Genomic DNA, 26,360 nt, shown 5'->3' on the forward strand with positions numbered 1-26,360 from the left:
TTTAAATAGTTTCTTTTTAGAAATGGTCGTTAGATGAAGACAGCAAAAATGATCATTGAGACAAATAAGATGGTCATATAGTTCAATGAATAAATAAACATTGTCTTCGCCCATTTCAAGTCATCCGCTACTTTAAATCCACGAATGGCTAATACAAGCCAGCCGATATTCAAAAGTGTCGCTAAGATGATGAAGCCTGTCCCAAGTTCCATTAATAGGAATGGGAGAGGGAAAAGCATTACAACCCATGCAAGCATCGATTTTTTTGTTCGGTGAAAACCTTTAATTACCGGCAGCATAGGAATGTTCGCTGCCCGATACTCTTCTGTCCGTTTCATAGCCAACGCATAGAAATGCGGTGGCTGCCAAATGAACATGATCAAAAATAATGCCCAAGCACCCATACCGAGTGTCGGTTCCACAGCAGCCCATCCAATAAGTGGCGGAATTGCACCAGAGATGCTCCCCACAATCGTATTGCTGACATGGCGTCTTTTTGACCACATAGAGTATAGGACGACATAAGCCAAAACTCCGGCAATTCCAAATACCCCTGCAGATACAGAAGCGGAAAACAGAAATAATTCGCCTATAACGATGAAAGAAACAGCTAGTGCCAATACAGCTGATGGCTTGAATCTTCCTGTCACTGTCGGACGCGTTTTTTTACTTTCCATCAAAGGGTCTATATCCGTGTCAATGTAGTTATTCATAGCTGCAGAACCCGCAATGATCAGTGCTGAACCGACAATAGTGTAGACAAGAATATCCAGTTCATTCAGAAAATGCCTGTCAGAAAACTGGAAGGCGAGCCACAAACCTGTGAAGACGGTAATCAAATTAGAATTTACGATTCCAATTTTTATAAGTGCCAGAAAGTCTTTCAGAAATGTAGTCGCTTCCGGTGCATCATTTGTCTCTGCAGACATTGCCCGACCGTTTGACATATAAGTCCCTCCTTTCAAAGTTGTAAGCATATTCCGCTAACCATAACTATATCTAAAATCCAGTCACTTTTCTACATATAACTGAAATTTCCTGATAAAAGAGATGATTTACACGTAATTGGTCTCACAAATATCCATCTCTAATCATACATCAACTTTCACACTATTTTAAGATAGAAAATCAATAGTTTTTGAACAGTTTGTGAATCACGATTTATATATGTCCAAATCTTGAAATTTTCCACTATTGCTGATTTCTCGTTGTGTTTTGGAGAAACATTCGCTATTATCGAGTATGCAGGTAGATAGACATTGAAAAGTTTTCTATAGAAAAAGTAGGTGGTATTTTGAAGCAAAATAGATATATTAAATGGTTGGCCGTTGCGTCTACCATAGGCATGTTATTGATTCTTTTGGGTGGTGCCCTGGTTACTAAGACCGACAGCGGTTTGGGCTGTGGCCGAAATTGGCCGGATTGCAATGGTAAGCTGATTCCCGATAATATTACAGCTGAAGTACTGATTGAATTTTCCCACCGCCTTGTCACTGGAGTTGTCGGCATACTAATTGTCATCCTGGCAATTTGGGCATGGAGAAAATTTGGACATGTACGAGAAACAAAATTTTTGGCGATCATGGCCGTTTTCTTTTTAGTTCTTCAGGCATTGATTGGAGCAGCACAGGTACTATGGGGACAAGGTGATTTTATCCTTGCTCTTCATTTTGGAATTTCCCTCCTGTCTTTCGCTTCCATATTGCTGCTGACCCTGCTGATTTTCGAAGTGGACCGGAAGTTTGATACAGAACGTTTACGGATCGGCAAAAAGTTGCGCTTCCATACTTTAGGCGTCACTTTGTACTCCTATATTGTAGTTTATACCGGCGCTTTGGTCCGCCACACCGAGTCCAGTCTGATTTGTTCAGATTGGCCGCTGTGCCGAAACGAAGAGTTCGCATTACCGGACAATATGTATGAATGGGTTCAAATGGGACACCGTGCTGCGGCTGGCTTGATTGTAATATGGCTGGGGTATATTGCCTGGCATGCTATTAAGCAATACAAAGACCAGCGTGTTATCTACTGGGGATGGACCATCGCTTTCATTATCGTCCTTCTCCAGGCAACGACCGGAATGTTGGTCGTTCTGACAAAATTGAACTTGTTTATCGCGCTTCTTCACTCGCTCTTAATTTCCATGCTTTTCGGTTTGTTATGTTATATGGTGCTGCTTGTTTCACGCAGCCGAATCAAAAAAACTTCATAAAAAATGGCTGGCGCAGATGCGCCAGCCATTTTTTATTTTTTCTCCATTTCGATCAAAAGGTCACCTGTAGAAATACCATCATTGGCAACTACATGGATGTCCTGGACTGTTCCATCAAATGGAGCTTGGACCGTCGTCTCCATCTTCATCGCTTCGGTCACCAGCAAATGATCACCGCGTTTCACTTTGACCCCTTTTTCCGTAAGCACCTTTAATACAGTGCCGGGCATAGTTGCCGCAATATGGCTTTCATTTGTTGGATTTGCTTTTGGTTTGGCTGTGCTGTCCGCTTCCACCGTCATATCCTGAATGCTGACTTCACGAGGCTGGCCATTCAATTCAAAATAAATGATGCGCGTACCGTCTTTTTGCGGCTCGCCAATTGAGACCAGTTTAATCATCAGTGTTTTGCCTTTTTCAATTTCCACTTCGATTTCCTCGCCCAATCTCATTCCATATAGGAATGTCAAGGTGTCGAGCACAGAAACTTTTCCAAACTGGATATTGGTTGTTGTATATTCTTCAAATACTTTCGGATAAAGCGCATGGGCCAAAATCTCGTGGCTTGTAACAGGGCGGCCCAGCTTATCAAACAAAGTCTTTTGGATTTCATCGAAGTCTGCAGGCTCCAGAAGTTCTCCTGGGCGAACTGTAATCGGCTCGCGCTCTTTCAAGATGACTTTCTGAAGCTCCTTCGGGAATCCGCCATGCGGCTGGCCGATATAGCCTTCAAAAAATTCAATGACTGATTCTGGGAAATCGATCGTTTTCCCGCGGGATATAACAGTTTCTTCATTCAGCTCATTTTGCACCATGAATAAGGCCATATCTCCTACAACTTTAGAGGAAGGCGTCACTTTCACCACATCTCCGAACAATAAGTTGACGCGTGAATACATAGCTTTGACTTCTTCCCATCGCATGCCTAGCCCTACCGCTTTTGCCTGCTGCTGGAGATTGCTGTATTGTCCGCCTGGCATTTCATGTACATACACTTCTGAATGCGGGCTGTTCATACCGCTTTCAAAGTCGCCATAGTATTTGCGGACATCTTCCCAGTAATGGGACATTTTTTCGAGTCCGTTGACATCTGCTCTGACTTGACGCCCACTGCCGCTTGTCGCGTAATAAAGTGAGTTGGCGCTTGGTTGTGATGTCAGCCCTGCCATGGATCCAAGAGCCGTATCCACAATGTCCACACCAGCTTCGATAGCTTTCGAGTAGAGATAGATGCCGTTGCCGCTTGTATCATGTGTGTGAAGGTGAATCGGCAGCGAAACCGTATCTTTTAATTCGGACACTAAACGGTAGGCCGCTTCCGGCTTCAAAAGACCGGCCATATCTTTGATTGCCAGGATATGGGCACCTGCCGCTTCCAATTCTTTTGCCATCTCTTTGTAATACTGAACCGTATATTTGTCACGGCTTGGGTCTAAAATATCCCCAGTGTAGCAAATCGCCGCTTCTGCGATTTTACCGGATTGGCGAACTTCATCAATCGCGACTTCCATTCCTTTGATCCAGTTCAGGCTGTCAAAGATGCGGAATACATCGATTCCTGCGTCTCCCGATTTTCGAACAAACTCACGAATGACATTATCCGGATAATTTTTGTATCCGACGGCATTGGCGCCACGGAACAGCATTTGGAACAAAACATTCGGAATTTCCTCACGGAGCTTAATAAGGCGTTCCCATGGATCTTCTTTCAGGAATCGGTAGGATACGTCAAAAGTGGCGCCTCCCCACATTTCCAATGAAAACAGATCGTTTTGCAGACGCGCCGTTTCCTTGGCGATCTCGAACAGATCATGTGAACGGACGCGCGTAGCCAATAGCGATTGATGCGCATCACGGAAAGTAGTGTCCGTTATTAAGACATCTTTCTGCTCGTGAATCCATTTAGTCAATCCTTCAGCGCCTTGCAGGTCAAAAATTTGCTTCGTGCCGCTTGGCGCCGGAGCCAGCAAGTCCACTTCCGGTTTCCGCGGAGCTGCGAAGATCGGTTTCTTTTTCTTTTCGATGCCCGGAAAGCCGTTGATTGTTACATTGCCAATATAGCTGAGTAACTTTGTCCCGCGATCTTGACGCACCGGGAAGATGAATAATTCCGGAGTCGTGTCGATAAAGCTGGTATCAAAGTCGCCTTTAATGAAGTTTTCATGTTTAACAACATTTTCCAGGAAAGGGATATTGGTTTTGATTCCGCGAATCCGGAATTCCTGCAAGTTGCGGTCCATTTTAGCAGCTGCTTCTTTGAATGTTACTGCCCAAGTGGAGACTTTAACCAGAAGTGAATCATAATAAGGTGAAATGACCGCACCCTGGAAGCCGTTGCCTGCATCAAGACGTACGCCAAACCCGCCGCCTGAGCGGTAAACCATCAATTTACCGGCATCCGGCATGAAATCATTCAATGGGTCTTCGGTCGTTACACGTGATTGGATGGCATAGCCGAATAATGGAATTTTATCCTGCTTTGGAATACCTATTTCCTCACTGTGTATCATATGTCCTCTGGCAATATGGATCTGCGCGTGGACAATATCAATTCCAGTGATCATTTCTGTAATCGTATGTTCCACCTGGATACGTGGATTTACTTCGATAAAGTAAAATTCGTCGTTTGCGACAAGAAATTCGACTGTGCCCGCATTTATGTAGTTAATGTTTTTCATCAATTTGACGGCGGCATCACAAATTTCATTGCGCAATTCGTTGCTGATTGAGTTGGAAGGTGCGATTTCCACGACTTTTTGGTGACGGCGCTGAATCGAACAATCTCTTTCATAGAGGTGAATAACATTGCCTTCTGAATCGCCCAGAATCTGGACTTCGATGTGCTTTGGCTTATCGACAAATTTTTCGACATACATTTCGTCGGAACCAAAAGCCGCTTTTGCCTCAGACTTAGCTCGTTCATAGGAAGATGCTAGTTCTTCATGTGATTTGACGATTCGCATTCCTCGTCCTCCACCACCAAGAGAAGCTTTGATCATTAACGGAAATCCTGCTTTTTTGCTGAACTCTTCAACTTCCTGCAACGACTCTACAGGACCGTCTGTGCCTGGAATGACTGGGATCCCCGCAGCAATTGCCTGCGTACGCGCTTTAACTTTATCCCCGAACATATCCAAATGCTGCGAAGTCGGACCGATAAAGACAATGTCTTCTTCTTCACAACGTCTCGCAAAATGAACGTTTTCAGACAAAAATCCATATCCAGGATGGATAGCATCCACATTGGAATCTTTCGCGATGCGGATAATGTCTTCAATGTCCAAGTAAGCATCGATCGGTTTTTTCCCTTTGCCCACGAGATAGGATTCATCCGCTTTGTAACGGTGATATGAACCACTGTCTTCCTGTGAGTAAATTGCCACTGTTTGAATTTTCAGTTCTGTACAAGCGCGGAAAACCCGAATAGCGATTTCTCCGCGGTTGGCCACCAAGATTTTGTTAATCTCCTTCACACCACAGCACACCCTTTACTTTTTCGTTTTTTCGTATTTATTGAACATGGAAACATTCATTAATACTCCCATAGCTAAAGATAACAAAATTACCGAGGTTCCGCCATAGCTGATAAAAGGAAGTGTGACTCCAGTCAATGGAATAATGCCGGTCAGGCCGCCTAAATTCACAAAAGATTGAATTCCGATCATGCTGGCAACACCCGCTGCAAGCATTCTGGCCAGCGGATCATGGGTGGTCATGGCAATCCAAAGCCCCCGCAATACGATAAATCCTAAACCGCCAAGAACAAATACGACTCCAAACACGCCAAGCTCCTCAGCAATGACCGACATGATGAAATCGGTATGGGGTTCAGGCAGATAACCGAGCTTCTGAATAGACTGCCCGAGCCCAAGTCCGCTCAATCCGCCGGAACCGATTGCCAGATAGCCGTTAACGATCTGAAAACCGAATCCCAATTCGTCCGAAAAAGGATTAAAAAAGGCATCCAAGCGGCCAAGACGCTTTTCAGTAAAAATCATGTCGCCCGCAAAAATGACAAAAGGCACGATAATGATCGATGCTGCTGCCACAAAAACGCCGGCAAGCCGGATAAATGGCTTAAGACGGACGCCGCTGGCTGACATGACGGACAAACCGACTGCACCGATGATCAGCATAGAGCCAAGATCCGGTTCAAGAAATACGGAAAACAGAACCAGCGTCAAAATAATGACCGGTGGTATGATGGATTCATTCAATTTATTGATTGTCCCGTTATTGTATTTGTTGGAAAAAACACCAGCTAAATAAAGGATTATACCGACTTTTGCCACTTCAGAAGGCTGTACATTGGCAAAGCCGAGGCTGATCCAGCTTTTGGCGCCTCCGGCTGCAAATCCGACAAAGTGGACAGCAATCAAACCTGCAAAGATCACTGCCAGGATCGTTACCATCATCCATCGCTTTTTAAAATGCTTATACGGAAAAACCGCCGCAACTGCGAAGACAGGAAACGCAATTGCCAAATTTATTAATTGCTGTATGTAAAATCGATCTGGTTCTGAGCCGTAGTAATTGACAGACCAAGCCATGCTTGAACTGTAAATCATGATCAAGCCGAATAACGTTAAGGCCAAGTAAGTGAAAAATAAAGGGTAGTCGAAGAACTTTGCGTATTTCGTGATGTAAGATTTCATTTTTATACCTCTTTTAATTTGATGGATGATGGATTAGTAAAAAAACTCAAACAGAAATCGTTTGAGTTTTAGATCATTTATTTGTATACGCTTCGTGCAGGATGGAAAGTTTCTTTTCCAGCGTATCCATTAAATTTTTTCCAGCCTCGCGTTCGATGAGCCCCAGTTTAACCGCAAAATCGATTTCACGTGAAAGACCGAACATTTGGGTGTCAAGCACCTCTTCATATAAAGGACAAGATGGCAATGTCAAATGATCCATTTGCACCTTGATTAACTGCTCAATTTTTTCTGCGTCGGCCTTAAGGAGTTCTAAAGCCTTTAAATGGTATGTTTGTTCTTCTGTATGTTCCATGAGGACTCCCCCATTAATATGAGTTTTCTTCTCTATTTTCCTGTTTAAAGTGTATCTTTTAAGAAGGGAAAATGCAAGCCTCTATACTGAAAGAGACGAATCCCTTTGGGAACTTGACATAAAAAGGTATACTGTTAAAAGAGTGACTATCTTAAATGGAGGGTTTACCATGGAATTTATCATACCTTTTAAAGGTGAAGTAAAATTTAAACTGATATTGGATCCAACCGTATGGATTTTTGACGACCGCAAATTGAATCTGGAAACATATTTCCAAGAAGAGCGGATCGAAAAAGATGAGCTAGAAGATTACAAACGCGGAATGGGCGAACACTGGTCACGTGAAATCATGGAAGGCAGTACTGTGCCGCCGACCTTGAATTCAGAGAAAACTTATAAGAGCAAAGAAAAGAAAGAGATGCTGACAGGAACTTTCGGCATTCTGTTCAAGCCCTTCTTGCTGAACGCAGAACCTTATGAACATGCAAAACATGTTGTTTTTGAAACAGCACACGGAGAGTTCGATTTTCCGATTGAACACGCCAAACAATTAATCTTCAAGTTCAGCGACCACGGCAAGCCACTGAAAGAAAATGGCCCTGTCCATGTTCTTCTTCCAGATGGTTCCAATCAGGAAAATCCGATTACTGATATCCAAGCCATCCGAGTCGAATAGGAGTGATTCAGCATGCGTGTACAATGCGTAATCTGCGATAAAATTGAAGAATTAGTGGATGATACTCTTCAGGCTAAACGCCTGCGCAACAGACCCATCCACACCCACATGTGCAATGAATGCCATGACCGCATCACCAAAAGAACCAAAGAGCGCTTAGCAACCGGTTCTTTCCGCTTTTACCGCAGTTCGCGCAGCATCGAGGATGACTTCTGATGAAGGTCTTAAAAGGCATCTGGATTGGTTTCTGGAGTGGGTTGATTTTAGGGCTTTTACTGAAATGGATTCAGTCCGTCACTGGCGAACAAGTATATACCCTCCTATTGAACGTTGATTTTATTCCGGTGATCGGAGATGTGCAATGGTCCGAGATTACAGAATTCATTTTCCATATGATCATTGCGCTGATCATCGGTGTGGTATTTGTTTTTATCGCGAAACGGCGCAACTATTCGTTTGGCCAATTGGTGATCATCAGTTTACTTATGTCCGCACCTTTTCCATTCCTCTATTTTCTGTTGTCTTGGCTTGCTGTAGAAGCCGACGTGCCGTCAGCCACGGATTGGGGAGCATTTCTGTATTGGATCTTTGCCCATTTGACATACGCTTTATTATTGCCGATCCTATACAAAACCTTTGAACGCAAAAACGCTGTATCTCAATGAGATACAGCGTTTTCGCGTTTTTCGCGCCATAGGCGGATTTTATAGAGAATCAGTATGAGCGCTGCAATAACGAGCCCTTCCACAACCGGCAGGAAAAAGGCAAGAAATGTAAGCCCCAATCCCCCGACTGCCAGAAACAAGCCAATTAATACATTTTTACCGATTGGTAATTTTTTAGCAAACCCTAATTTATAAACGAATGCCGAAAGCAGAAAAATTACCGCAAACAATGCGTATCCCGCCATTTCATAACTCGGCAGACTCTGGTATAGAATTCGGGCTACCGGATACATATTTTCATAGACAAAAGCTTGATCGTCCACGGGCTATACATCCTTCCAATTCACTTATTCTTCGATGGCAACTTTCTTTTTCTTAGCCATACGTTCACGTTCAGCTTTATCAAGAATTTTTTTGCGCAAACGAATCGTTTGTGGTGTAATTTCACAAAACTCATCATCATTCAAGTATTCAAGTGCTTCTTCAAGACTCATCAAACGTGCTTTTTTCATTGTTGTTGTTTGGTCTTTGTTAGCTGAACGGATGTTTGTTGCAGCTTTGATTTTTACGATGTTAACTGTCAAATCGCTGTCGCGGTTGTGTTCTCCGACGATCATGCCTTCGTAGATTTCCGCGCCGACTTCAACAAATGAAGTTCCGCGGTCTTCGATTCCCATCAAGCCGTAAGTTGAAACTTTTCCGCGCTCCATAGAAACCAATACACCTTGTCGACGTCCACCCACACGACCAGAAGCAACTGGCTGGTAGCTGTCGAATGTATGGTTGATGATTCCGTATCCGCGAGTATGTGTCAGGAATTCGGTTGTGTAACCGATCAATCCACGAGCCGGTACGTTAAACACCAGACGGACTTGTCCGCTGCCGTTGTTTATCATATCCAACATTTCGCCTTTACGTTCACCCAATGACTCGATGATATTTCCTGTATATTCTTCAGGCACGTCCACTTGAACGCGTTCTACTGGTTCACAGCGAACTCCGTCGACCATACGTACAATAACTTCAGGTTTTGAAACTTGAATTTCAAATCCTTCACGGCGCATGTTTTCGATCAAGATCGACAAATGCAATTCTCCGCGTCCAGAAACAACCCATGCATCAGGTGAATCTGTAGGATCTACACGCAATGATACATCAGTCTGTAACTGAGCATCCAAACGTTCCTGAATTTTTCTTGAAGTGATCCATTTACCTTCTTTACCTGCAAATGGGCTGTTGTTGACAAGGAAAGTCATTTGCAAAGTCGGCTCATCGATGCGCAGGATCGGCAATGCTTCCTGATGATCTGCAGGACAAACCGTTTCCCCTACGTTGATATCTTCCATACCCGAAATGGCAATCAAGTCGCCAGCTTCAGCTTTTTGGATTTCAACGCGTTTAAGTCCCATGAAACCATGAATTTTTGTGACTCGGAAGTTTTTGAAAGAACCGTCAAGCTTCATTAAAGAAACCGATTGTCCAACTTCGATCGTTCCGCGGAATACGCGGCCGATACCGATACGTCCAACATAGTCATTGTAATCAAGAAGAGCAACCTGGAATTGAAGTGGCTCATCTCTGTTATCGATTGGCGCTGGTACATGTTCCAAAATCGCTTCATAAAGAACCTGCATAGTTTCTTCTTGGTCCGCAGGATCAGCAGAAAGGCTTGCTGTACCATTCATAGCTGATGCAAAGATAACAGGGAATTCCAATTGCTCGTCATTTGCTTCAAGTTCAATGAACAATTCGATAACTTCATCAACTACTTCTTCAGGACGTGCAAAGTCGCGGTCAATTTTGTTGACAACTACAATTGGTTTCAAGTTTTGCTCGAGAGCTTTTTTCAAAACGAATCGTGTTTGTGGCATACAGCCTTCATAAGCGTCTACTACTAGTAGAACACCGTCAACCATTTTCATGATACGTTCAACTTCTCCGCCAAAATCGGCGTGTCCAGGAGTATCTAAAATGTTGATTTTTGCATCTTTGTACTCGATAGCAGTGTTTTTTGCAAGAATCGTAATTCCACGTTCTCTCTCTATATCGTTAGAATCCATCGCACGTTCTTCGTGATGTTCGTTTGAACGGAAAATTCCAGATTGTTGTAGAAGCTGATCCACCAAAGTTGTTTTACCATGGTCAACGTGGGCAATAATTGCAATGTTTCTTAAGTCGTTACGTAAGTTAGTCATATTTTCACTCCAATATTCTTTTTTCATGCCTATAACTGTGCTAGTATAGCACATATAGGTGTAAAACCCTAAGATTTTATTTCAGGCAGTAAGCTACAGGAGGATAATCGATTGAAAAGCTTAATTAAAAATACGAAATGGATCTTTGTTTTGTATTCCCTGGCAGCAATATTGGCGATGGTCGGAATCGGCTTAGCTGTTGGCCTGCGCAGTGTACTGGGGATATTGGCAGCGATCTTGATGCTGATTCTGATCATGGGCATGGGTTTCAAAAAGAAAAAAGAAATGCGGGAAGCCGGCTTACTATAAGTATAAAAAAAGATGCGGAAATCCGCATCTTTTTTTACTTGATTTTGATATATTTTTTTAACAGCTCCTTGTGAATGGCCGGATTGGCAGCGATGAACGTATCCTGTTTCAGCAAATTTGCCGGATCGCCCTTGAAATTCGTCGTTACTGCGCCTACTTCCTGCGCAATGACCATGCCGCCTGCAATATCCCATGGCGACAACCTCATAGAGATATAGGCATCAACACGTCCACTTGCCAAATAAGCGAGTTCGAGTGCGGCGGAACCGTAAGAACGCATTCCCCGGACATCACGAATCAACTGGATAGTCGCTTCATGGTCAAGATAACGATTCGGCACCGCCCAAGTGGCATTCATGGCTACGATTGATTCGGTTATCACCGTTTCCATAAGAGGCCGCAGCTGCTCATCGTTGTAGTATGCGCCACCGTCTTTTGCGCCGTGATATAAATCATCATTGACGACATCGTAGATATAGCCTAGCTTGCCGACCCCATCTTCATAGATGCCCAGTGAAATAGCGAAATTCCGTTTTTGGTGAACAAAATTCATAGTGCCATCAATCGGGTCGAGCAGCCAGATAACGCCTTCCGAACTTTGGATATCATCTCCAAAGCCTTCTTCTCCGAAAATTCGGTGGCCCGGGAAATCTCTGCGGATACGTCCGATGAAAAACTGTTCAATTTCCTTGTCGATATTCGTCACCAGATCATTGGCATTCGATTTCGACTCAATGGTGATGTCAGACAAAAATGAATTGCGGATCCGATGTCCCGCTTCTTTGATCAGCGATTTTATGTATTTGTCCATAGCATGCAAATCCATGTATGTATCCCTCCTCATTTGTTCCAGTATAACGAAAAAGGCATCCGCTGTCTTACTTCAGCAGATGCCTTTAATGTATAGATGGATTAGAGCGCATGGAGGGCCTCCAGTTCTACGTGAATCTCTTGAAGCCGTTGCTTGCTTTTTGACATTTGATGTTCGTCTTTCTGCTGCATTGCATCAAACAATGAAGCAAGTTCATAGTCCAGTTCCAGTTTCAGCACGTGTACATATTCCTTCTCTACATCCGCTTTGCGGATTATCTGAATCATCTGTTTCATAATGAGCACCCCTTTCTCATCATACTCCGAAAATTCTGACTAGTCTTGTTACTATTATTATAATACCACCTTATTCAAATGAAATCCATTGGCAGAATCGTATTTATATTCTTTTTTCCCGAACTTCGTTAAAATGAAACCTGATTACCTAATTATAAGGAGGATATTTACTTGAAATCTTATTGGAATGAACAGGATTTTGAAGTTTTCAATACCCCAGGACTGGATGCCAGGATGGCTGCATTAAAAAAATATATCCGCCCGAAGTTCGAAGAGCTTGGCACTGAGTTCTCATCGTTCTTCTCCGGAACCACCGGAGATGAGTTTTTCCCTCATGTCGCCAAGCACATGCGAAGAACCGTCAATCCACCAAACGACAGCTGGGTGGCATTCGCCCCTTACAAAAGAGGATATAAAGCCGTTCCCCATTTTCAAATCGGCATGTGGGGAAGCCATGTATTCGTCATCCTTGCGGTGATTTATGAAGCGCCGAATAAACCGGCGATGGCTGAAAACCTGATGCATTCGGATGTATTGGATCTTCTTCCGGATGACTTTGTCGCTTCCGGAGACCATATGAAGCCGCAGTCTGATACCTTGATCCAATTGGGTGATGAAGGAATTGAAAAATTGCTGATCCGTCTGCGCGATGTTAAAAAAGGCGAATTTGTGATCGGCCGCCATTTAACAAAAGAACAGGCCGCTTCTTTAAATAAAGAGCAGTTTCTCCAATTTGCCGGAGAAACCTTCGAGGCCCTGCTTCCTGTCTATAATGCCTTGCTTCAACCAATAAAAGAACCTGTCAGCCGCTGAGGCTGCAGGTTCTTTTTGCTGTCACTTCTTTTTTATCTTGATGACTTCGCTGCCATTCCCTGCTTTCATTTCTTTTATAACCGGGAAACTGGCATAGCCGCTTTCTTCCTCAAATTCACGGAAATAAGTTTTTTCTTCCGATATCGCAGGAACTACCTGCTTGAATTTGCGGTAACGCGTCAGCAGATCCTCTCTGTTGATGCCTTTTTCATAAGCCAGTTCAATGCCCTCGAAAAAACTTACGACATCAATGATTTCTTCTGTTGACCATTCAATTGAAAATGGATAGGAATAATCCATCCTTTCATCCCTCTTTTCATTCAGTGATTGCCCATTTTCTGCGGATTTCGCCAGCCTGTCTGACCATGTCCTCAAACAGTTCCTGAACCGTCGGAACATCTTTGATCAGCCCTGTGACTTGCCCGGCCCAGCCAAAGCCCTGATCTTTTTTACCATCGTAGATAAAGCGCTTATTGGCTTCACCGCTGATATATTCTTTTAAGGCCTCGTATGTAGGTGTCTGGCTTTCGATTTCCAGAATCCTGTCAGTCCAGCCGCTTCGCAAGGTCCGCGCCGGAGCACCGATGCTGCGTTTGATGATGACCGTATCATTCTCGGAGCTATTGATCAGCTGCTCTTTATAGGCTGCTGAAGCATGTACACATTCTTTCGTGGCAATAAAGCGCGTACCCATTTCAATTCCTTCAGCCCCAAGTGCGTGAGCGGCCATCCATCCTCGACCATCGCCAATTCCACCCGATGCAATTACTGGAATTTTCACGGCATCAACCACTTGCGGAATCAACACCATTGTCCCGATATCGTCACGACCCAAATGTCCGCCGCCCTCCTGGCCGACGACCATCACAGCATCTGCACCCAGACTTTCAGCTTTTTCAGCCTGTCTTCTGGCAGCCACCAGGACCAGCTTTTTGATATCCGTTCCTTTCAGCTGTTCAAATATCGGCGTCGGATTTCCACCCGTCATCGAAACGACCGGCACTTTTTCTTCAATCGCCACAGCCAGCATATGAGAAAATGCACGGCCATGATCGCCAATCGCAAAATTAACACCAAAAGGCTTGTCCGTCAATCTTCTCACTTTCCTAATTTCTTTCCGCAGCTCTTCAGGCGTAGAAAGACTCATTGCCGTTATTTGTCCAAGACCTCCAGCATTCGAAACCGAGGCCGCTAATTCTGCGTAAGCTAAATATGCCAAGCCTCCCTGAATGATGGGATAGCGGATTCCCAACAGCTCTGTCACTCTCGTTTTGAATTCCATACACTCACTCCTTTTCTCTCTGTATGTCATGTATTCGCTTCTGCAGCAGGAAATCCTCTTATTTTTTACTATAGGGGGTGGCATCATGCTATAATTCTTTTTGTTTTCATTTTATTAAGTGAGGTGGGCTTATCATTGTCTCAATTAGAAACCCCGTTATTTGATGCGCTTTTAAAGCATCGAAACCGGCACCCGATCCAATTTCATATTCCCGGCCATAAAAAAGGCCAGGGCGTCGATCCCGCATTCCGGGAATTTGTCGGTGATAATATTTTATCCATTGATTTGATTAATATCGCCCCTCTGGACGATTTGCATGCTCCAAAAGGCGTCATTAAAGACGCGCAGGAATTGGCTGCCAAAGCATTCGGCGCAGATCATACATTCTTTTCGGTACAAGGTACAAGCGGCGCCATCATGACTATGATTCTGAGTGTGGTCGGTCCCAACGACAAAATTCTTGTGCCGCGGAATGTCCATAAATCCATTATGTCGGCCATCGTCTTTGCTGGAGCCATCCCGATTTTCATCCACCCTGAAGTAGATCCCGAACTCGGCATCTCCCACGGCATTTCTGCAGAAGCTGTAGAAAAAGCGATGATTGAATACCCGGATGCTAAAGCTGTTCTGGTCATCAATCCGACGTACTTTGGCATAGCTGCTGATTTAAAACGGATTGTCGACATTGCGCATGCACGCAATGTGCCGGTTCTTGTCGATGAAGCACACGGTGTCCATATCCACTTCCACAAATCCCTTCCTGTATCAGCAATGGCAGCAGGAGCGGATATGGCGGCGACTTCGGTCCATAAACTCGGTGGATCCATGACGCAAAGTTCTGTGCTCAATGTCCGGGAAGGCCTAGTGTCGCCAAAGCGCGTACAGTCTACCCTATCGATGCTGACAACAACATCGACTTCCTATCCGATTCTGGCATCCCTTGACACGGCGCGCCGTCAATTGGCGATTCATGGGTACGACCTGATCGACCAGGCAATCCGCCTGGCTCAGGACGCACGTAAGCGCATCAATAAGATTCCTCACTTATATTGCGTCGGCAAAGAAGTGCTGAACTCGTCCGCAACTTTTGATATCGATCCGACGAAGCTGTTGATCAGCGTCAAGAATCTGGGCATCACAGGCCATCAGGCGGAGGAATGGCTGAGAGAAAACGCCAATATCGAAATCGAGCTTTCCGATCTATATAATATTCTCTGCTTGGTCACTATCGGCGACACCCGCAAAGAATTGAATCTGCTGGTCAATGCTTTGCAGCGCATGAGTGAGGCGTTGGACAGTGAGGCTGCTGTCATTGAACCGGTTGTGCTGCTGCCCGATATTCCGCGGCTTGCCATGACACCGCGCGACGCTTTTTATGCGACGACGGAAGTCATTTCGATCAATGAGGCTGTAGGACGCATTTCTGCAGAATTCATCATGGTTTACCCGCCGGGCATCCCGATTTTCATTCCCGGTGAAATCATCACGGAAGAAAACATCAACTACATCCACATGAACGTAGCTGCCGGTTTGCCTGTACAGGGACCGGAAGATGATACGCTGCAGATGCTGCGCGTCATCAAGGAGCAGCAGGCAATCAGATAAAAGCAAAAAAGATCCAAGAGCAGGGGCTCTTGGATCTTTTTTAAATGCCTTCTATAGCTGCAGGATCTACAAAGCCATAGCCCTTATCTTTCAAGCCTTGAATGATGCCTGGAAGGGCTTCTGAAGTCCATTCACGGTCGTGCATCAACAAGTTGGCGCCATTGTTCAAGAACTCCGTATTGATCATGATATCTGTCAAGGATTGAGCGTTCTGGTACTGCTGTTCCCAGTCATAGCCGTATGTCCAGTTCATAAGAACCATTTTCTGCTCCTGGACGAGCTGTTTGCTGAAATCGGTATTGGCTCCGTGGGGTGCCCGGAAAAACTTTGGCTTTTCACCAATGATCTGTTCGATCGTATCACTCAGTTGCAGAATTTCTTCCCTTTGCTGCTGTTCAGTCAAATTCCTTAAGTTCGGATGGCCATTGGTATGATTACCGATGGCGAATCCCATTTCATGGAGTTTTTTCAGCTGTTGTTTTTCTTCATCCGTATCCAAGAAGTGGCCATTGACGAAAAAGATTGCCGGGATATTCTGGCTTTTCAATGTTTCTGCCATTTCCATCGCGCGCTTGTCCGGCGCATCATCAATTGTCAACAACACGACTTTTTCGTCAGCATCCGCAATCGGCTGGACAGACCAGTTAGCCGAATTGATCCGGTATTGCGGTTCAGCCACAGCCACTTTTTCCGCCTCTTCTTCTATCGCTGTCTCTTCTTTCGGTTCAACCGCTTTTTCAGTTTCTTTTTCTTCTTTACTCGCCGTCTGGGTTACAGCCGGTTCTTTTTCATCAACAGCAGAAGTATCGCTTTTTTCTCCGCACGCTGCCAGTAATAACATCACAGCTACAAGAACCGTCCATTTTCTATGTACCAATCCAAACACCCCTTTTCTAAACAAATCTTACCACGGAAAGTAGATTCATTCCAAAAAAAAAAGAAGCCGCAAATGCGGCTTCCATTGTTTATTTGATGATATGAATTGGCGTTCCAAGAGCTACTTCTGCAGCTTCCATTGTGATTTCAGAAAGTGTTGGGTGAGCATGGATCGTCATTGCGATATCTTCCACTGTCATTCCAGCTTCGATAGCAAGACCAAGCTCGGCGATCATATCTGATGCGCCTGCTCCAACAATTTGTGCACCTAACAGCAAGCCGTCAGATTTACGTGAAACCAGTTTCACGAATCCTTCAGTTGCGTTTAACGAAAGAGCACGGCCGTTTGCAGCGAATGGGAATTTCGCAGCCGCAGCTTCGAATCCTTCTTCTTTTGCCTGTTCTTCAGACAAGCCAACGCTTGCAAGTTCCGGATCTGTAAAGCAGACCGCGGGAATAGCCATATAATCAACTTCAGACTTCTCGCCTGCAATAGCTTCTGCAGCAACTTTACCTTCATATGAAGCTTTATGCGCCAATTGAAGGCCAGCTACCACATCACCGATTGCATAAATGTTGGAGATGTTTGTGCGGCATTGTTTGTCGACTTCGATCAAGCCGCGGTCAGACATGTTCAAGTTCAATTCTTCAAGACCCATTTCGTCTGTATTTGGACGACGGCCAACAGTTACAAGAACATAGTCAGCTTCAAGCGTTTTTTCTTCTCCGCCTGCTTCGTATGATACTGTAACGCCAGAATCAGTTTCTTCTACACCTTTAGCAGATGCTTTAGTGATCACTTCAACGCCTTTTTTCTTCAATCCTTTTTTGACGATGGCTGTCATTTGCTTTTCAAACCCAGCAAGGATGTCCGGTGCGCCTTCAAGGATTGTTACTTCAGAACCCATGTTTGCAAATGCAGTACCAAGCTCTGTACCGATATACCCGCCGCCGATAACGACAAGTTTTTTCGGAAGCTCAGAGAGTGCCAAAGCTCCAGTTGAATTAATCACGCGTTTTGTAAATTTAAAAGTTGGGATTTCAACCGGACGAGATCCAGTTGCGATAATCGCATTCTTAAACTTATAAGTTTGTGCTGAATTCTCATCCATGATGCGAACAGTGTTTTCATCAACGAAATAAGCTTCGCCACGCAGGATTTCGACTTTATTGCCCTTTAGAAGAGACTCAACGCCGCCAGTCAATTTCTTCACGACGCCGTCTTTGAATGCTTGCGCTTTTTCAAAGTTGAGTGAAACTTCTTTTGCGACAATTCCCATGTCTTCTGAATGCTGAGCTTCCTCAAAACGGTGCCCAACAGAAATCATCGCTTTTGAAGGGATACAGCCGACATTCAAGCAAACGCCGCCAATGTATTCTTTCTCCACGATTGTTACTTTCTGGCCAGTTTGTGCTGCACGGATTGCTGCAACATAACCGCCAGGGCCTGAGCCAATTACGAGCGTGTCTGTTTCGATCGGAAAATCTCCTACTACCATAAGTTTTACGCCTCCATTAATAGTAATTCAGGTTGACTTAATAAACGTTTAATATGATTTAATGCGTGCTGTGCTGTTGCACCATCGATCATTCTGTGATCGAAGCTCAATGACAATGCTAACACAGGTGCTGCTACAATTTCACCATTTTTAATTACAGGCTTTTCCGCAATGCGGCCAATTCCGAGAATTGCCACTTCCGGATGGTTGATGACAGGTGTGAACCATTGCCCGCCAGCAGAACCGATGTTTGTGATTGAGCATGACGCGCCTTTCATTTCAGCAGCGGATAATTTACCATCACGCGCTTTAGTCGCTAAGCCGTTGATTTCATCAGAAATCGCGAATACCGACTTGCGGTCTGCGTTTTTGATAACTGGAACCATTAATCCTTTTCCTGTATCAGCTGCAATGCCGATATTGAAATAATGCTTCTGGATAATCTCGCTTGTTTCATCATCAAATGATGTGTTCAGGGCTGGGAATTCACGCAATGTGCTGACCAACGCTTTTACCACATACGGCAAATAAGTCAGTTTGATTTCTTTTTCTGCTGCAATGTCCTTGAATTTCTTGCGGTGTGCAACCAATTCAGTAACATCCACTTCGTCCATCAAGGTTACGTGAGGAGCGGTCTGTTTTGAATAAACCATCGCTTTAGCGATTGCTTTGCGTATACCGGACATCTTCTCACGAGTTTCAGGGAATTCACCTTCAGGAGTTGCTGGTGCTTTAGGTGCAGCTTTTTCAGTGCTTTCTGCTGCCGCTTCTTGCGGTGCTTCAGAAGCCGCTGGTGTTGCCGCTTTCTGGTCGCCGTTCATGAAGGCTTCCACATCTTCTCTTAATACACGGCCATTATTGCCGGAGCCTGAGACTTGTTTGATGTTAACATCGTTGTCGCGCGCAAATTTGCGGACAGATGGCATTGAAATGACGCGTGCATTCGGATCTGACTCTTCTGTTGAGTCAGCTTGTGGCTGATCTCCGGCACCGGTCTGCTCTTTCGGTGCTTCTTCTTTGGCAGGCGCCTTGTCAACTTCCTGCCCTGATTCAGCTGTACCGGATTGCACTTGCTCAGCGGTTTCTTCTTTTACTTCGGGAGCGGCTTCTTTTTTGTCGCCTTGTTCTTCATCTTCTCCACCATCAGCATCAGGTGCATCAATGCGGATTAAAACATCGCCTACTACAGCAACGGTCCCTTCTTCCACTAATACTTCTTCAATTGTTCCTGAAACCGGCGACGGAATTTCAACGACCGCCTTGTCATTTTGCACTTCGACAAGAATATCGTCTTCTTCGATCGTATCACCTGCTTTTACGAACCATTTTACGATTTCACCTTCATGGATACCTTCTCCGATATCAGGCAAACGAAATTCAAAAGCCATGTATTTCACCCTTTCGTTTCTGTCTATTTTAGAACGTAAGTACTTTTTTTGCTGTTTCTACTATATCATTCGCATTTGGAAGCCAAACTTGTTCCGCTTGTGAGAATGGGAATACGGAGTCCGGCGCGGTTACACGAAGAACTGGTGCCTCCAGGCTCAAAATTGCACGGTCAGTGATTTCAGCCACGACACTCGCTGCGATGCCAGCTTGTTTTTGAGCTTCCTGAACCACCATAGCGCGTCCAGTTTTCTCCACAGATGCGATGATTGTTTCAATATCAAGCGGTTGGATGGTGCGAAGGTCGACCACTTCAACCGAATAGTTTTCTTTTTCAAGTGCTTCTGCCGCTTTGATGCTTTCCTGCACCATCGCGCCGTAAGCGATAATGGTTAAATCCTTGCCTTCACGTTTCACTTCAGCTTTGCCAAGTGGAATCGTGTACTCTTCTTCAGGTACTTCCTGGCGGAATGAACGGTACAGTTTCATATGCTCAAGGAAAATAACCGGGTCATTATCTCGGATTGCTGAAATCAGCAATCCTTTTGCATCGTAAGGTGTAGAAGGGATGACCACTTTCAGGCCAGGCTGAGCCGCCATTAATCCTTCTAATGAATCAGCGTGCATTTCTGGTGTGTGAACGCCGCCACCAAATGGTGAACGGATTGTTACCGGCGAGTTCAGGCTGCCGCCGCTGCGGAAACGCATGCGTGCCATTTGTCCGCTGATGGAATCCATCACTTCAAAGACAAATCCGAAAAACTGGATTTCGGGAACAGGACGATATCCCTGCAAAGCAAGACCTATTGCAAGGCCGCCGATTCCTGATTCCGCCAAAGGCGTATCAAAGACACGCTCTTCTCCGAACTCTTTCTGCAAACCTTCTGTTGCACGGAATACCCCACCGTTATTTCCTACATCTTCACCGAAAACTAGAACGTTTTCATCGTTCTTCATCTCTGTTTTCAGAGCGTCGGTAATCGCTTGGATCATAGTTAGTTGTGCCATGGCTTACTTCGACTCCTTTGCTTTATAGATATCCATCTGCTCTTGTACGTTGAACGGCAATTCCTCATACATGAATCCGAGCAAATCTGTAACTTTTTGTTTTGGAGCGCCATCCGCTTTTTTGATTGCCGCTTTAATTTCTTCTTTAGCTTTTTCCATTACTTCATTTTCTTTCGCTTCATCCCAGATGCCTTTTGCTTCTAGGTATTTGCGGAATCGGACAAGCGGATCTTTCTTTTCCCATTCGCTGTCGATATCCGATGTACGATAACGTGTCGGGTCATCCCCCGCCATCGTATGTGGTCCATAACGATAACAGAATGTTTCAATCAGCGTTGGGCCTTCTCCTTTGATTGCGCGTTCACGCGCATCGCGTGTTACAGCATAAACAGCCAATGGATCCATTCCATCGACGAAAATGCCTGGAATTCCGGCAGCTACTGCCTTTTGGGCAATCGTTTTAGCCGCAGTCTGGGCTTCCCGAGGAGTAGAAATCGCGTATTGATTGTTTTGCACAATGAAAATAGCCGGTGCGCGGAAAGCTCCGGCAAAGTTGATTCCTTCATAGAAGTCACCTTGTGAAGAGCCGCCTTCTCCTGTATAGGTTACTGCAACAGCTTCTTTTTTGCGTTTCTGCATACCAAGGGCAACGCCCGTAGCCTGGATAAACTGAGCACCGATGATGATTTGCGGAGGCAGAACGTTCAAGCCTTCCGCCATTTGGTTCCCCATAAAATGTCCACGGGAGAAAAGGAATGCCTGATGAAGCGGCCATCCATGCCAGATCAATTGTGGAACATCGCGGTAGCCCGGCAAAATAAAATCTTCTTTTGTCAAAGCAAAATGAGAAGCCAGTTGAGAAGCTTCCTGTCCTGCCGTAGGAGCATAGAAACCAAGACGCCCTTGACGGTTCAATGAAATTGAACGCTGATCAAGAATCCGTGTATATACCATACGTCTCATCAATTCTTGAAGATCTTCATCCGATAGTTTCGGGTCCGCCTCTTCGTTGACGATTTTGCCTTCTTCATTCAAAATCTGAACCATTTCAAACTTTTCTTCAATTGCATTAAGCGTTTCCACTGGATCGAACTGCTGTGATTTTTTCGCAGCCATAAAAGCAACTCTCCTTTTTATCTGTATTAAAATATTTAGATACAATTTATGATACAATTCCGCAATCCCTTTCAGTATACGTTAGAAGAATAACTCGGTCAATCATAGAGAACCTAACATTATTGGACAAGAATAATTGAAAGATAATTCAAATTTCTCAAACTGTATCAGTTACTTTTCTCTCCTGTATTATAATACAGATCCTAATCCAAACATCTTTTATAGCACAGAAAAAGCGACCTCAAAGGTCGCTTATTCCCCACTCTCATTTAATTTCTCCATTGTTGTATCCTTCAATTCGTTTACCTGTTGCGTTAATTCATTAAACTCTGTAACAGCCATCTGTACCTTTTCATTTTGGCTGTTCACTTCAGCAGCCTTTTCCTGAAGCATCTGCAGCGTACTTTCCTGGTCCATGAGCATTTCATACAATTCCTTCTGATGCACGATCAATTCTTCGTACGCTTCAGCAAATCTGTCATGCGCGGTAAAACGCTCCAGCATTTCCGCTTTTAGCGCTTCCAGATCCGTTTTCACAGCTTCTTCATCGGTTGATTCAATCACTCCATCGATTTCAGCAAATGTTTCTTCAGCTGACTGCATCGAGTCCATTTCAGCCTGCAGGAACTCAAGCCGCTCATCTGCCGAATCAAGCGCTTCCTGAGCCTGTTCCACCACCTGGTCCTGCTGCTCTTGTGTCAAAGACATTGCTTGCTCGAATAATTGCTGTTCGGCTTTCTCCCGCTCTTCCAGATCATCCTGCACAGCCCGGTATTCCTCTTCCTCATTAAAGGTGTCATTTAATACCTGATCCAACTCTTCACGAGTGCCTGATCCCGAACAGCCAGCCAAAAACAGAAAGCTGGCAACCATAGCTGCTATCCCTACTTTTTTCATTACACTTCACCCCTTAATTTCCATGAATTAACTATAGTATGCCACTGGAGAAAATACAACTCAGCCCACAGCTTTTTCTTTTTTCAAAATCGCTGAGTTGCGTTATAATAAAATGTATAGCAAGCTATTTGAAAGGATGAAATCACTTGATACGAATGAAAGAAATAATACGTGAAGGTCATCCTACACTCAGGAAACGTTCAGAAGATGTAAAGTTCCCTCTTTCTGAAGAAGATCGGAAATTGGGTGAAGACCTTTTCGAATACGTAGTGAATAGCCAGGACGACGAACTGTCTGAAAAATACGACCTGCGTCCCGGCGTCGGAATTGCAGCGCCTCAAATAAATCAGGCAAAACGGATTTTCGCCCTGCACTTTGACGATAGTTCTGGAGAAAACCTCAGCATGATCGCCTTTAACCCTAAAATCGTCAGCCATTCTGTGGAAAAAGCTTATTTAGCGGCAGGAGAAGGATGTTTATCTGTTGATCGCGCAATTCCTGGCTATGTGCCCAGATATGCTCGGGTCACCGTCAAAGCTTTTAACTTAGATGGAGAAGAAGTCAAATTGCGCTTAAAAGGACTCCCCGCCATCGCATTTCAGCATGAACTTGATCACTTGAATGGCATCATGTTCTTCGACCACATCAATCCGAAAAATCCATTTGCCGAAATTGAAAATGCCATTGCAATCGAAAGAGACTCGGCTGAGTAAGCCGAGCCTCTTTTTTTGTTCAGCCCAAGAGCGTTTGCGCTTTTTTGTTAAATCAATTTCAAATGCTTGAACGCCTTAGCCAATCCGTCGTTGTCGACGTGGTCCGTGACATAGGAGGCACGTTTTTTTGTTTCTATGTGGCCGTTTTCCATCGCTACGCTGTATCCGGCAATGTCCATCATCTGCAGATCGTTCAGGCCATCTCCGAATGCGATCGTTTCCTCAATCGAATGTCCTGTGGCGCGGATCAAACGCTCGATGCCACTCGCCTTTGTGCGGCCTTTTGGTGTAATATCGCATGATACCCGGTGCCAGCGGACAAAATCCACTTGCTTGAACGTATCGTGATATTGCTGCTCTTCTTCTTTCTCACAGAACACCAGCGCCTGATAAATTTCATTATTCAAGTAAAAATCTTTCTCTACTTCTGGATGAGGCATTTTTAAAGTTTTGATGCTTTCGTCAATGTCCGGATGAAAATCAATGGAGGATACCATTTTCTTTTCGTTCATAAACACAATCGGGTGGTCGCGCTGTTCCGCAAATTCAAAGATATCGTTCAACATATTCGATTCGATAGCCTGTTTATGGATAGCTTGTCCTTTATGGGCAATATACTGCCCGTTGAACGTAATATACGTATCAATCTTCAGTTCTTCCAAAATCTTAGTGATCATGAACGGTCCACGTCCTGTCGCAATCGCCAAATCGTGGCCATTCATCCGCGCTTGCTCCAATGCTTCTTTTGCAGAAGCCGGCAATTTCTTATGAGAATCCAGTAAGGTCCCATCAATATCCAGTAATAATAATTTAGGCATTTTATAGTCTCCATTCTGTTAGATAAGGCTTTTAAACCAAGGCCCGACTTCTTTACAGTTGTCAGAAAACGCAGTATAATCGCTGTAAGGAGTGGTTAGCCATGCTGAAACGTTTGAAGAGAAAACTTCTCAGACAGCTCAATGGCATCATGAACAAAAAGAAAATTGCATAAACTTTTTAGCCCTTCTTTATAAATAAGGAGGGCTATTCTTTATTTTAGTCTAATGACATGATAATATAAAGGAAGTGCATTTATTTGAGCGTGGAAAAAGGAGAGCAAACAATGATTTTTAAAGTATACTACCAAGAAAACCGTTTTGAAGTACCAGTTCGTGAAAATACCCAAAGCCTTTATGTGGAAGCAGCATCCGAGCGTGAAGTCCGACACCACCTAAAAGACCGCAACTACAATATTGAACTTGTTCAACTACTTGAAGGCAACCACCTCCAGTATGAACAAGCCGGCGAATATTACGAAGTTGAGAGTATCGAATAACGATGAAATTCGTTAAGAACGATCAAACTGCTGTTTTCGCCCTAGGCGGACTGGGTGAAATCGGCAAAAATACGTATGGTGTCCAATTCCAGGATGAAATTATCCTGATTGATGCAGGCATTAAATTCCCGGAAGACGATTTGCTCGGAATCGATTATGTTATTCCGGATTACACATATTTAGTAAAAAACGTCGATAAAATCAAAGGCCTTTTTATCACACATGGCCATGAAGATCACATCGGCGGTATTCCCTACTTGCTTAAAAAGATCAATATTCCAGTATACGGCGGCAAACTGGCTCTTGGCCTATTGCGCAAAAAGCTGGAAGAGCATGGTTTACTGCGCCAAACGACAATGACGGAAATCGAAGAAGACGATGTCATTAAGTTCCGAAAGACAGCAGTCAGCTTTTTCGGTACCACCCACAGTATTCCTGATTCTTTTGGTGTTGTGGTGAAAACCCCTCCCGGCAATATTGTCCATACTGGTGATTTTAAATTTGACTTCACTCCAGTAGGCAAACCTGCTAACTTATTGAAAATGGCACAAATCGGCAGTGAAGGCGTATTATGCCTGCTATCCGACAGCACAAATGCACAAGTTCCTGACTTTACCCTGTCTGAACGAAAAGTTGGCGACACACTCAAAGACATTATGAGAAAAGTTGATGGCCGTTTGATTTTCGCTACTTTCGCTTCCAACATCTATCGTCTGCAGCAAGTGACTGATGAAGCTGTTGCACAGGGACGCAAAATTGCCGTCTTTGGACGCAGCATGGACAATGCCATGACAATCGGCCGTGAGCTTGGTTATATCAACGCTCCTGAAGATGCATTTGTTGATACACAAACCTTGAATCGCCTGCCGGCTAATGAAGTCTTGATTCTCTGTACCGGTTCACAAGGTGAACCGATGGCTGCTCTTTCAAGAATCGCCAACGGTACCCACCGCCAAATTCAGATCCAGCCGAACGATACGGTCGTCTTCTCGTCTTCTCCGATTCCGGGCAATACGAGCAGCGTCAACCGGACAATCAATTTGTTGTTCCGAGCAGGAGCAGATGTAATTCATGGATCGCTTAACAATATCCATACATCTGGCCACGGTTCAGAGCCTGAAAACAAATTGATGCTCCGTTTGATCAAACCGAAATACTTCATGCCGATACACGGTGAATACCGGATGTTAAAAACGCATGCAGGATTGGCAGTTGAATGTGACGTCCCATTGGAAAACACATTCATTATGGAAAACGGCGAGGTTCTCGCTTTAGGGCAGGATGAAGCTTCTGTTGCAGGCCGCGTCCCTTCCGGTGATGTTTATATCGACGGCAGCGGAATCGGCGATATCGGCAATATTGTTTTGCGTGACCGCCGCGTCCTTTCGGAAGATGGCTTGGTCATTGTGGTCGTAAGCGTTGATATGAAAAAGAACAAAATGGTTTCAGGTCCTGACATCATTTCCCGCGGATTTGTCTATATGCGCGAGTCGGGCACCATGATCTATGAGGCACAGCAAATGCTGAATCGCCACCTCAACAAGAAAATACACAGCAAAAACACAGATTGGGCAGAATTGAAAAATGATATTTCTGACGTTCTGGGGCCGTATCTGTATGAAAAAACAAAACGCCGCCCAATGATTTTGCCAGTGATTATGGAAGTATAACAATAA

27 protein-coding genes are annotated in these 26,360 nt (G+C 44.5%); 10 read left to right on the forward strand and 17 right to left on the reverse strand.

Annotated features, from left to right (window positions below; all coding sequences use genetic code 11):
- Positions 1–29: 29 nt before the first annotated feature.
- Positions 30–947, reverse strand: a complete 918-nt coding sequence (gene cyoE, locus J7I83_RS06830; RefSeq protein ID WP_215099940.1) for a heme o synthase — start codon at positions 945–947, stop codon at positions 30–32.
- Between the two features lie 347 nt (positions 948–1,294).
- On the opposite strand from cyoE, the gene J7I83_RS06835 reads away from it, so the two are divergent.
- On the forward strand, positions 1,295–2,212 hold the full coding sequence (locus J7I83_RS06835; protein ID WP_215099941.1) for a COX15/CtaA family protein: 918 nt from the start codon (positions 1,295–1,297) through the stop codon (positions 2,210–2,212).
- A 32-nt stretch (positions 2,213–2,244) separates the two neighbouring features.
- Here J7I83_RS06835 and pyc read toward each other — a convergent pair whose 3' ends face one another.
- From pyc to J7I83_RS06850, 3 genes are all read right to left on the reverse strand, one after another.
- Positions 2,245–5,685 (reverse strand): pyruvate carboxylase, encoded by a 3,441-nt coding sequence (gene pyc / locus J7I83_RS06840; RefSeq protein WP_215099942.1) that lies wholly within the window; start codon positions 5,683–5,685, stop codon positions 2,245–2,247.
- 15 nt (positions 5,686–5,700) lie between these two features.
- Positions 5,701–6,867, reverse strand: coding sequence for an FtsW/RodA/SpoVE family cell cycle protein (locus J7I83_RS06845; protein ID WP_215099943.1), 1,167 nt, complete (start codon positions 6,865–6,867; stop codon positions 5,701–5,703).
- 73 nt (positions 6,868–6,940) lie between these two features.
- Positions 6,941–7,222 (reverse strand): Fpa/YlaN family protein, encoded by a 282-nt coding sequence (locus J7I83_RS06850; RefSeq protein WP_058384833.1) that lies wholly within the window; start codon positions 7,220–7,222, stop codon positions 6,941–6,943.
- Between the two features lie 169 nt (positions 7,223–7,391).
- Between J7I83_RS06850 and J7I83_RS06855 the strand changes: the two genes are divergently transcribed.
- From J7I83_RS06855 to J7I83_RS06865, 3 genes are read left to right on the forward strand one after another with little or no spacing between them, the layout of a single operon-like run.
- Positions 7,392–7,898: a peptidyl-prolyl cis-trans isomerase gene (locus tag J7I83_RS06855; RefSeq protein ID WP_215099944.1), complete on the forward strand. Its 507-nt coding sequence runs from the start codon at positions 7,392–7,394 to the stop codon at positions 7,896–7,898.
- A gap of 12 nt (positions 7,899–7,910) precedes the next feature.
- Entirely contained in the window at positions 7,911–8,114 is a 204-nt protein-coding gene (locus tag J7I83_RS06860) for a YlaI family protein (RefSeq protein WP_215099945.1), read from the forward strand.
- Positions 8,114–8,563: a hypothetical protein gene (locus tag J7I83_RS06865; RefSeq protein ID WP_215099946.1), complete on the forward strand. Its 450-nt coding sequence runs from the start codon at positions 8,114–8,116 to the stop codon at positions 8,561–8,563. The genes J7I83_RS06860 and J7I83_RS06865 overlap by 1 nt, the downstream gene beginning before the upstream one ends.
- On the opposite strand, the gene J7I83_RS06870 is transcribed toward J7I83_RS06865, so the two are convergent.
- Positions 8,557–8,886, reverse strand: a complete 330-nt coding sequence (locus J7I83_RS06870) for a YlaH-like family protein (protein WP_215099947.1) — start codon at positions 8,884–8,886, stop codon at positions 8,557–8,559. The genes J7I83_RS06865 and J7I83_RS06870 overlap by 7 nt on opposite strands.
- Before the next feature lie 24 nt (positions 8,887–8,910).
- Positions 8,911–10,758, reverse strand: coding sequence for a translational GTPase TypA (gene typA, locus J7I83_RS06875; protein WP_215099948.1), 1,848 nt, complete (start codon positions 10,756–10,758; stop codon positions 8,911–8,913).
- A 111-nt stretch (positions 10,759–10,869) separates the two neighbouring features.
- Between typA and J7I83_RS06880 the strand changes: the two genes are divergently transcribed.
- The gene (locus J7I83_RS06880; protein ID WP_251047496.1) at positions 10,870–11,067 is read left to right on the forward strand and encodes a YlaF family protein; all 198 of its coding nucleotides are present in this window, start codon (positions 10,870–10,872) and stop codon (positions 11,065–11,067) included.
- Between the two features lie 34 nt (positions 11,068–11,101).
- Here the strand turns inward: J7I83_RS06880 and J7I83_RS06885 are convergent, their stop codons facing one another.
- Together J7I83_RS06885 and J7I83_RS06890 are read right to left on the reverse strand one after the other, a co-directional pair.
- On the reverse strand, positions 11,102–11,893 hold the full coding sequence (locus J7I83_RS06885; RefSeq protein ID WP_215099949.1) for an inositol monophosphatase family protein: 792 nt from the start codon (positions 11,891–11,893) through the stop codon (positions 11,102–11,104).
- An 86-nt stretch (positions 11,894–11,979) separates the two neighbouring features.
- A complete protein-coding gene (locus tag J7I83_RS06890; protein WP_215099950.1) occupies positions 11,980–12,174 on the reverse strand; it encodes a hypothetical protein in 195 nt (64 codons plus the stop codon).
- A gap of 171 nt (positions 12,175–12,345) precedes the next feature.
- Between J7I83_RS06890 and J7I83_RS06895 the strand changes: the two genes are divergently transcribed.
- Positions 12,346–12,987: a YktB family protein gene (locus J7I83_RS06895; protein ID WP_215099951.1), complete on the forward strand. Its 642-nt coding sequence runs from the start codon at positions 12,346–12,348 to the stop codon at positions 12,985–12,987.
- 21 nt (positions 12,988–13,008) lie between these two features.
- Here the strand turns inward: J7I83_RS06895 and J7I83_RS06900 are convergent, their stop codons facing one another.
- Together J7I83_RS06900 and J7I83_RS06905 are read right to left on the reverse strand one after the other, a co-directional pair.
- A complete protein-coding gene (locus J7I83_RS06900) occupies positions 13,009–13,287 on the reverse strand; it encodes a UPF0223 family protein (RefSeq protein ID WP_215099952.1) in 279 nt (92 codons plus the stop codon).
- Between the two features lie 16 nt (positions 13,288–13,303).
- Positions 13,304–14,269: an NAD(P)H-dependent flavin oxidoreductase gene (locus J7I83_RS06905; protein WP_215099953.1), complete on the reverse strand. Its 966-nt coding sequence runs from the start codon at positions 14,267–14,269 to the stop codon at positions 13,304–13,306.
- A gap of 135 nt (positions 14,270–14,404) precedes the next feature.
- Here J7I83_RS06905 and J7I83_RS06910 point away from each other — a divergent pair, with 135 nt between their 5' ends.
- Complete coding sequence (locus J7I83_RS06910) at positions 14,405–15,874, forward strand: aminotransferase class I/II-fold pyridoxal phosphate-dependent enzyme (protein WP_215099954.1); 1,470 nt, start codon at positions 14,405–14,407, stop codon at positions 15,872–15,874.
- A 40-nt stretch (positions 15,875–15,914) separates the two neighbouring features.
- Here the strand turns inward: J7I83_RS06910 and J7I83_RS06915 are convergent, their stop codons facing one another.
- The 6 genes from J7I83_RS06915 to J7I83_RS06940 all read right to left on the reverse strand — a co-directional run bounded on the left by J7I83_RS06915 (position 15,915) and on the right by J7I83_RS06940 (position 22,656).
- Positions 15,915–16,751 carry a polysaccharide deacetylase family protein gene (locus J7I83_RS06915; RefSeq protein ID WP_251047497.1) on the reverse strand — a complete coding sequence of 279 codons (837 nt, stop codon included), beginning with the start codon at positions 16,749–16,751 and terminating at the stop codon, positions 15,915–15,917.
- Positions 16,752–16,839: 88 nt separating this feature from the next.
- On the reverse strand, positions 16,840–18,249 hold the full coding sequence (lpdA, locus tag J7I83_RS06920; protein WP_215099955.1) for a dihydrolipoyl dehydrogenase: 1,410 nt from the start codon (positions 18,247–18,249) through the stop codon (positions 16,840–16,842).
- Positions 18,250–18,254: 5 nt separating this feature from the next.
- Entirely contained in the window at positions 18,255–19,637 is a 1,383-nt protein-coding gene (locus J7I83_RS06925) for a dihydrolipoamide acetyltransferase family protein (RefSeq protein ID WP_215099956.1), read from the reverse strand.
- A 28-nt stretch (positions 19,638–19,665) separates the two neighbouring features.
- Positions 19,666–20,643, reverse strand: a complete 978-nt coding sequence (locus J7I83_RS06930; protein ID WP_215099957.1) for an alpha-ketoacid dehydrogenase subunit beta — start codon at positions 20,641–20,643, stop codon at positions 19,666–19,668.
- Between the two features lie 3 nt (positions 20,644–20,646).
- A complete protein-coding gene (gene pdhA / locus J7I83_RS06935; protein ID WP_215099958.1) occupies positions 20,647–21,759 on the reverse strand; it encodes a pyruvate dehydrogenase (acetyl-transferring) E1 component subunit alpha in 1,113 nt (370 codons plus the stop codon).
- A gap of 252 nt (positions 21,760–22,011) precedes the next feature.
- Positions 22,012–22,656 carry a YkyA family protein gene (locus tag J7I83_RS06940; RefSeq protein ID WP_215099959.1) on the reverse strand — a complete coding sequence of 215 codons (645 nt, stop codon included), beginning with the start codon at positions 22,654–22,656 and terminating at the stop codon, positions 22,012–22,014.
- A 146-nt stretch (positions 22,657–22,802) separates the two neighbouring features.
- On the opposite strand from J7I83_RS06940, the gene def reads away from it, so the two are divergent.
- On the forward strand, positions 22,803–23,369 hold the full coding sequence (def, locus tag J7I83_RS06945; protein WP_215099960.1) for a peptide deformylase: 567 nt from the start codon (positions 22,803–22,805) through the stop codon (positions 23,367–23,369).
- 47 nt (positions 23,370–23,416) lie between these two features.
- Here def and J7I83_RS06950 read toward each other — a convergent pair whose 3' ends face one another.
- On the reverse strand, positions 23,417–24,187 hold the full coding sequence (locus J7I83_RS06950) for a Cof-type HAD-IIB family hydrolase (RefSeq protein ID WP_215099961.1): 771 nt from the start codon (positions 24,185–24,187) through the stop codon (positions 23,417–23,419).
- Positions 24,188–24,471: 284 nt separating this feature from the next.
- On the opposite strand from J7I83_RS06950, the gene J7I83_RS06955 reads away from it, so the two are divergent.
- Both J7I83_RS06955 and rnjA read left to right on the forward strand, forming a co-directional pair.
- Entirely contained in the window at positions 24,472–24,684 is a 213-nt protein-coding gene (locus J7I83_RS06955; RefSeq protein ID WP_215099962.1) for a DNA-dependent RNA polymerase subunit epsilon, read from the forward strand.
- Positions 24,685–24,686: 2 nt separating this feature from the next.
- Positions 24,687–26,354: a ribonuclease J1 gene (rnjA, locus tag J7I83_RS06960; RefSeq protein WP_215099963.1), complete on the forward strand. Its 1,668-nt coding sequence runs from the start codon at positions 24,687–24,689 to the stop codon at positions 26,352–26,354.
- Positions 26,355–26,360: the final 6 nt, after the last annotated feature.

Origin of the sequence: Planococcus sp. ISL-110 (assembly GCF_018613575.1) — a bacterium.
Lineage (GTDB): Bacteria > Bacillota > Bacilli > Bacillales_A > Planococcaceae > Planococcus.

Excerpts from the sequence above, each read along its gene's own strand:
- J7I83_RS06930 (WP_215099957.1), bottom strand. The coding sequence starts at position 20,643 with ATGGCACAACTAACTATGATCCAAGCGATTACCGACGCTCTGAAAACA.
- J7I83_RS06865 (WP_215099946.1), top strand. The coding sequence starts at position 8,114 with ATGAAGGTCTTAAAAGGCATCTGGATTGGTTTCTGGAGTGGGTTGATT.
- cyoE (WP_215099940.1), bottom strand. The coding sequence starts at position 947 with ATGTCAAACGGTCGGGCAATGTCTGCAGAGACAAATGATGCACCGGAA.
- J7I83_RS06890 (WP_215099950.1), bottom strand. The coding sequence starts at position 12,174 with ATGAAACAGATGATTCAGATAATCCGCAAAGCGGATGTAGAGAAGGAA.
- lpdA (WP_215099955.1), bottom strand. The coding sequence starts at position 18,249 with ATGGTAGTAGGAGATTTTCCGATCGAAACAGACACGCTCGTAATTGGC.
- J7I83_RS06950 (WP_215099961.1), bottom strand. The coding sequence starts at position 24,187 with ATGCCTAAATTATTATTACTGGATATTGATGGGACCTTACTGGATTCT.
- J7I83_RS06860 (WP_215099945.1), top strand. The coding sequence starts at position 7,911 with ATGCGTGTACAATGCGTAATCTGCGATAAAATTGAAGAATTAGTGGAT.
- J7I83_RS06900 (WP_215099952.1), bottom strand. The coding sequence starts at position 13,287 with ATGGATTATTCCTATCCATTTTCAATTGAATGGTCAACAGAAGAAATC.
- J7I83_RS06940 (WP_215099959.1), bottom strand. The coding sequence starts at position 22,656 with ATGAAAAAAGTAGGGATAGCAGCTATGGTTGCCAGCTTTCTGTTTTTG.
- rnjA (WP_215099963.1), top strand. The coding sequence starts at position 24,687 with ATGAAATTCGTTAAGAACGATCAAACTGCTGTTTTCGCCCTAGGCGGA.
- J7I83_RS06955 (WP_215099962.1), top strand. The coding sequence starts at position 24,472 with ATGATTTTTAAAGTATACTACCAAGAAAACCGTTTTGAAGTACCAGTT.
- J7I83_RS06925 (WP_215099956.1), bottom strand. The coding sequence starts at position 19,637 with ATGGCTTTTGAATTTCGTTTGCCTGATATCGGAGAAGGTATCCATGAA.
- J7I83_RS06905 (WP_215099953.1), bottom strand. The coding sequence starts at position 14,269 with ATGGAATTCAAAACGAGAGTGACAGAGCTGTTGGGAATCCGCTATCCC.
- J7I83_RS06850 (WP_058384833.1), bottom strand. The coding sequence starts at position 7,222 with ATGGAACATACAGAAGAACAAACATACCATTTAAAGGCTTTAGAACTC.
- J7I83_RS06885 (WP_215099949.1), bottom strand. The coding sequence starts at position 11,893 with ATGGATTTGCATGCTATGGACAAATACATAAAATCGCTGATCAAAGAA.
- pdhA (WP_215099958.1), bottom strand. The coding sequence starts at position 21,759 with ATGGCTGCGAAAAAATCACAGCAGTTCGATCCAGTGGAAACGCTTAAT.
- J7I83_RS06855 (WP_215099944.1), top strand. The coding sequence starts at position 7,392 with ATGGAATTTATCATACCTTTTAAAGGTGAAGTAAAATTTAAACTGATA.
- J7I83_RS06845 (WP_215099943.1), bottom strand. The coding sequence starts at position 6,867 with ATGAAATCTTACATCACGAAATACGCAAAGTTCTTCGACTACCCTTTA.
- typA (WP_215099948.1), bottom strand. The coding sequence starts at position 10,758 with ATGACTAACTTACGTAACGACTTAAGAAACATTGCAATTATTGCCCAC.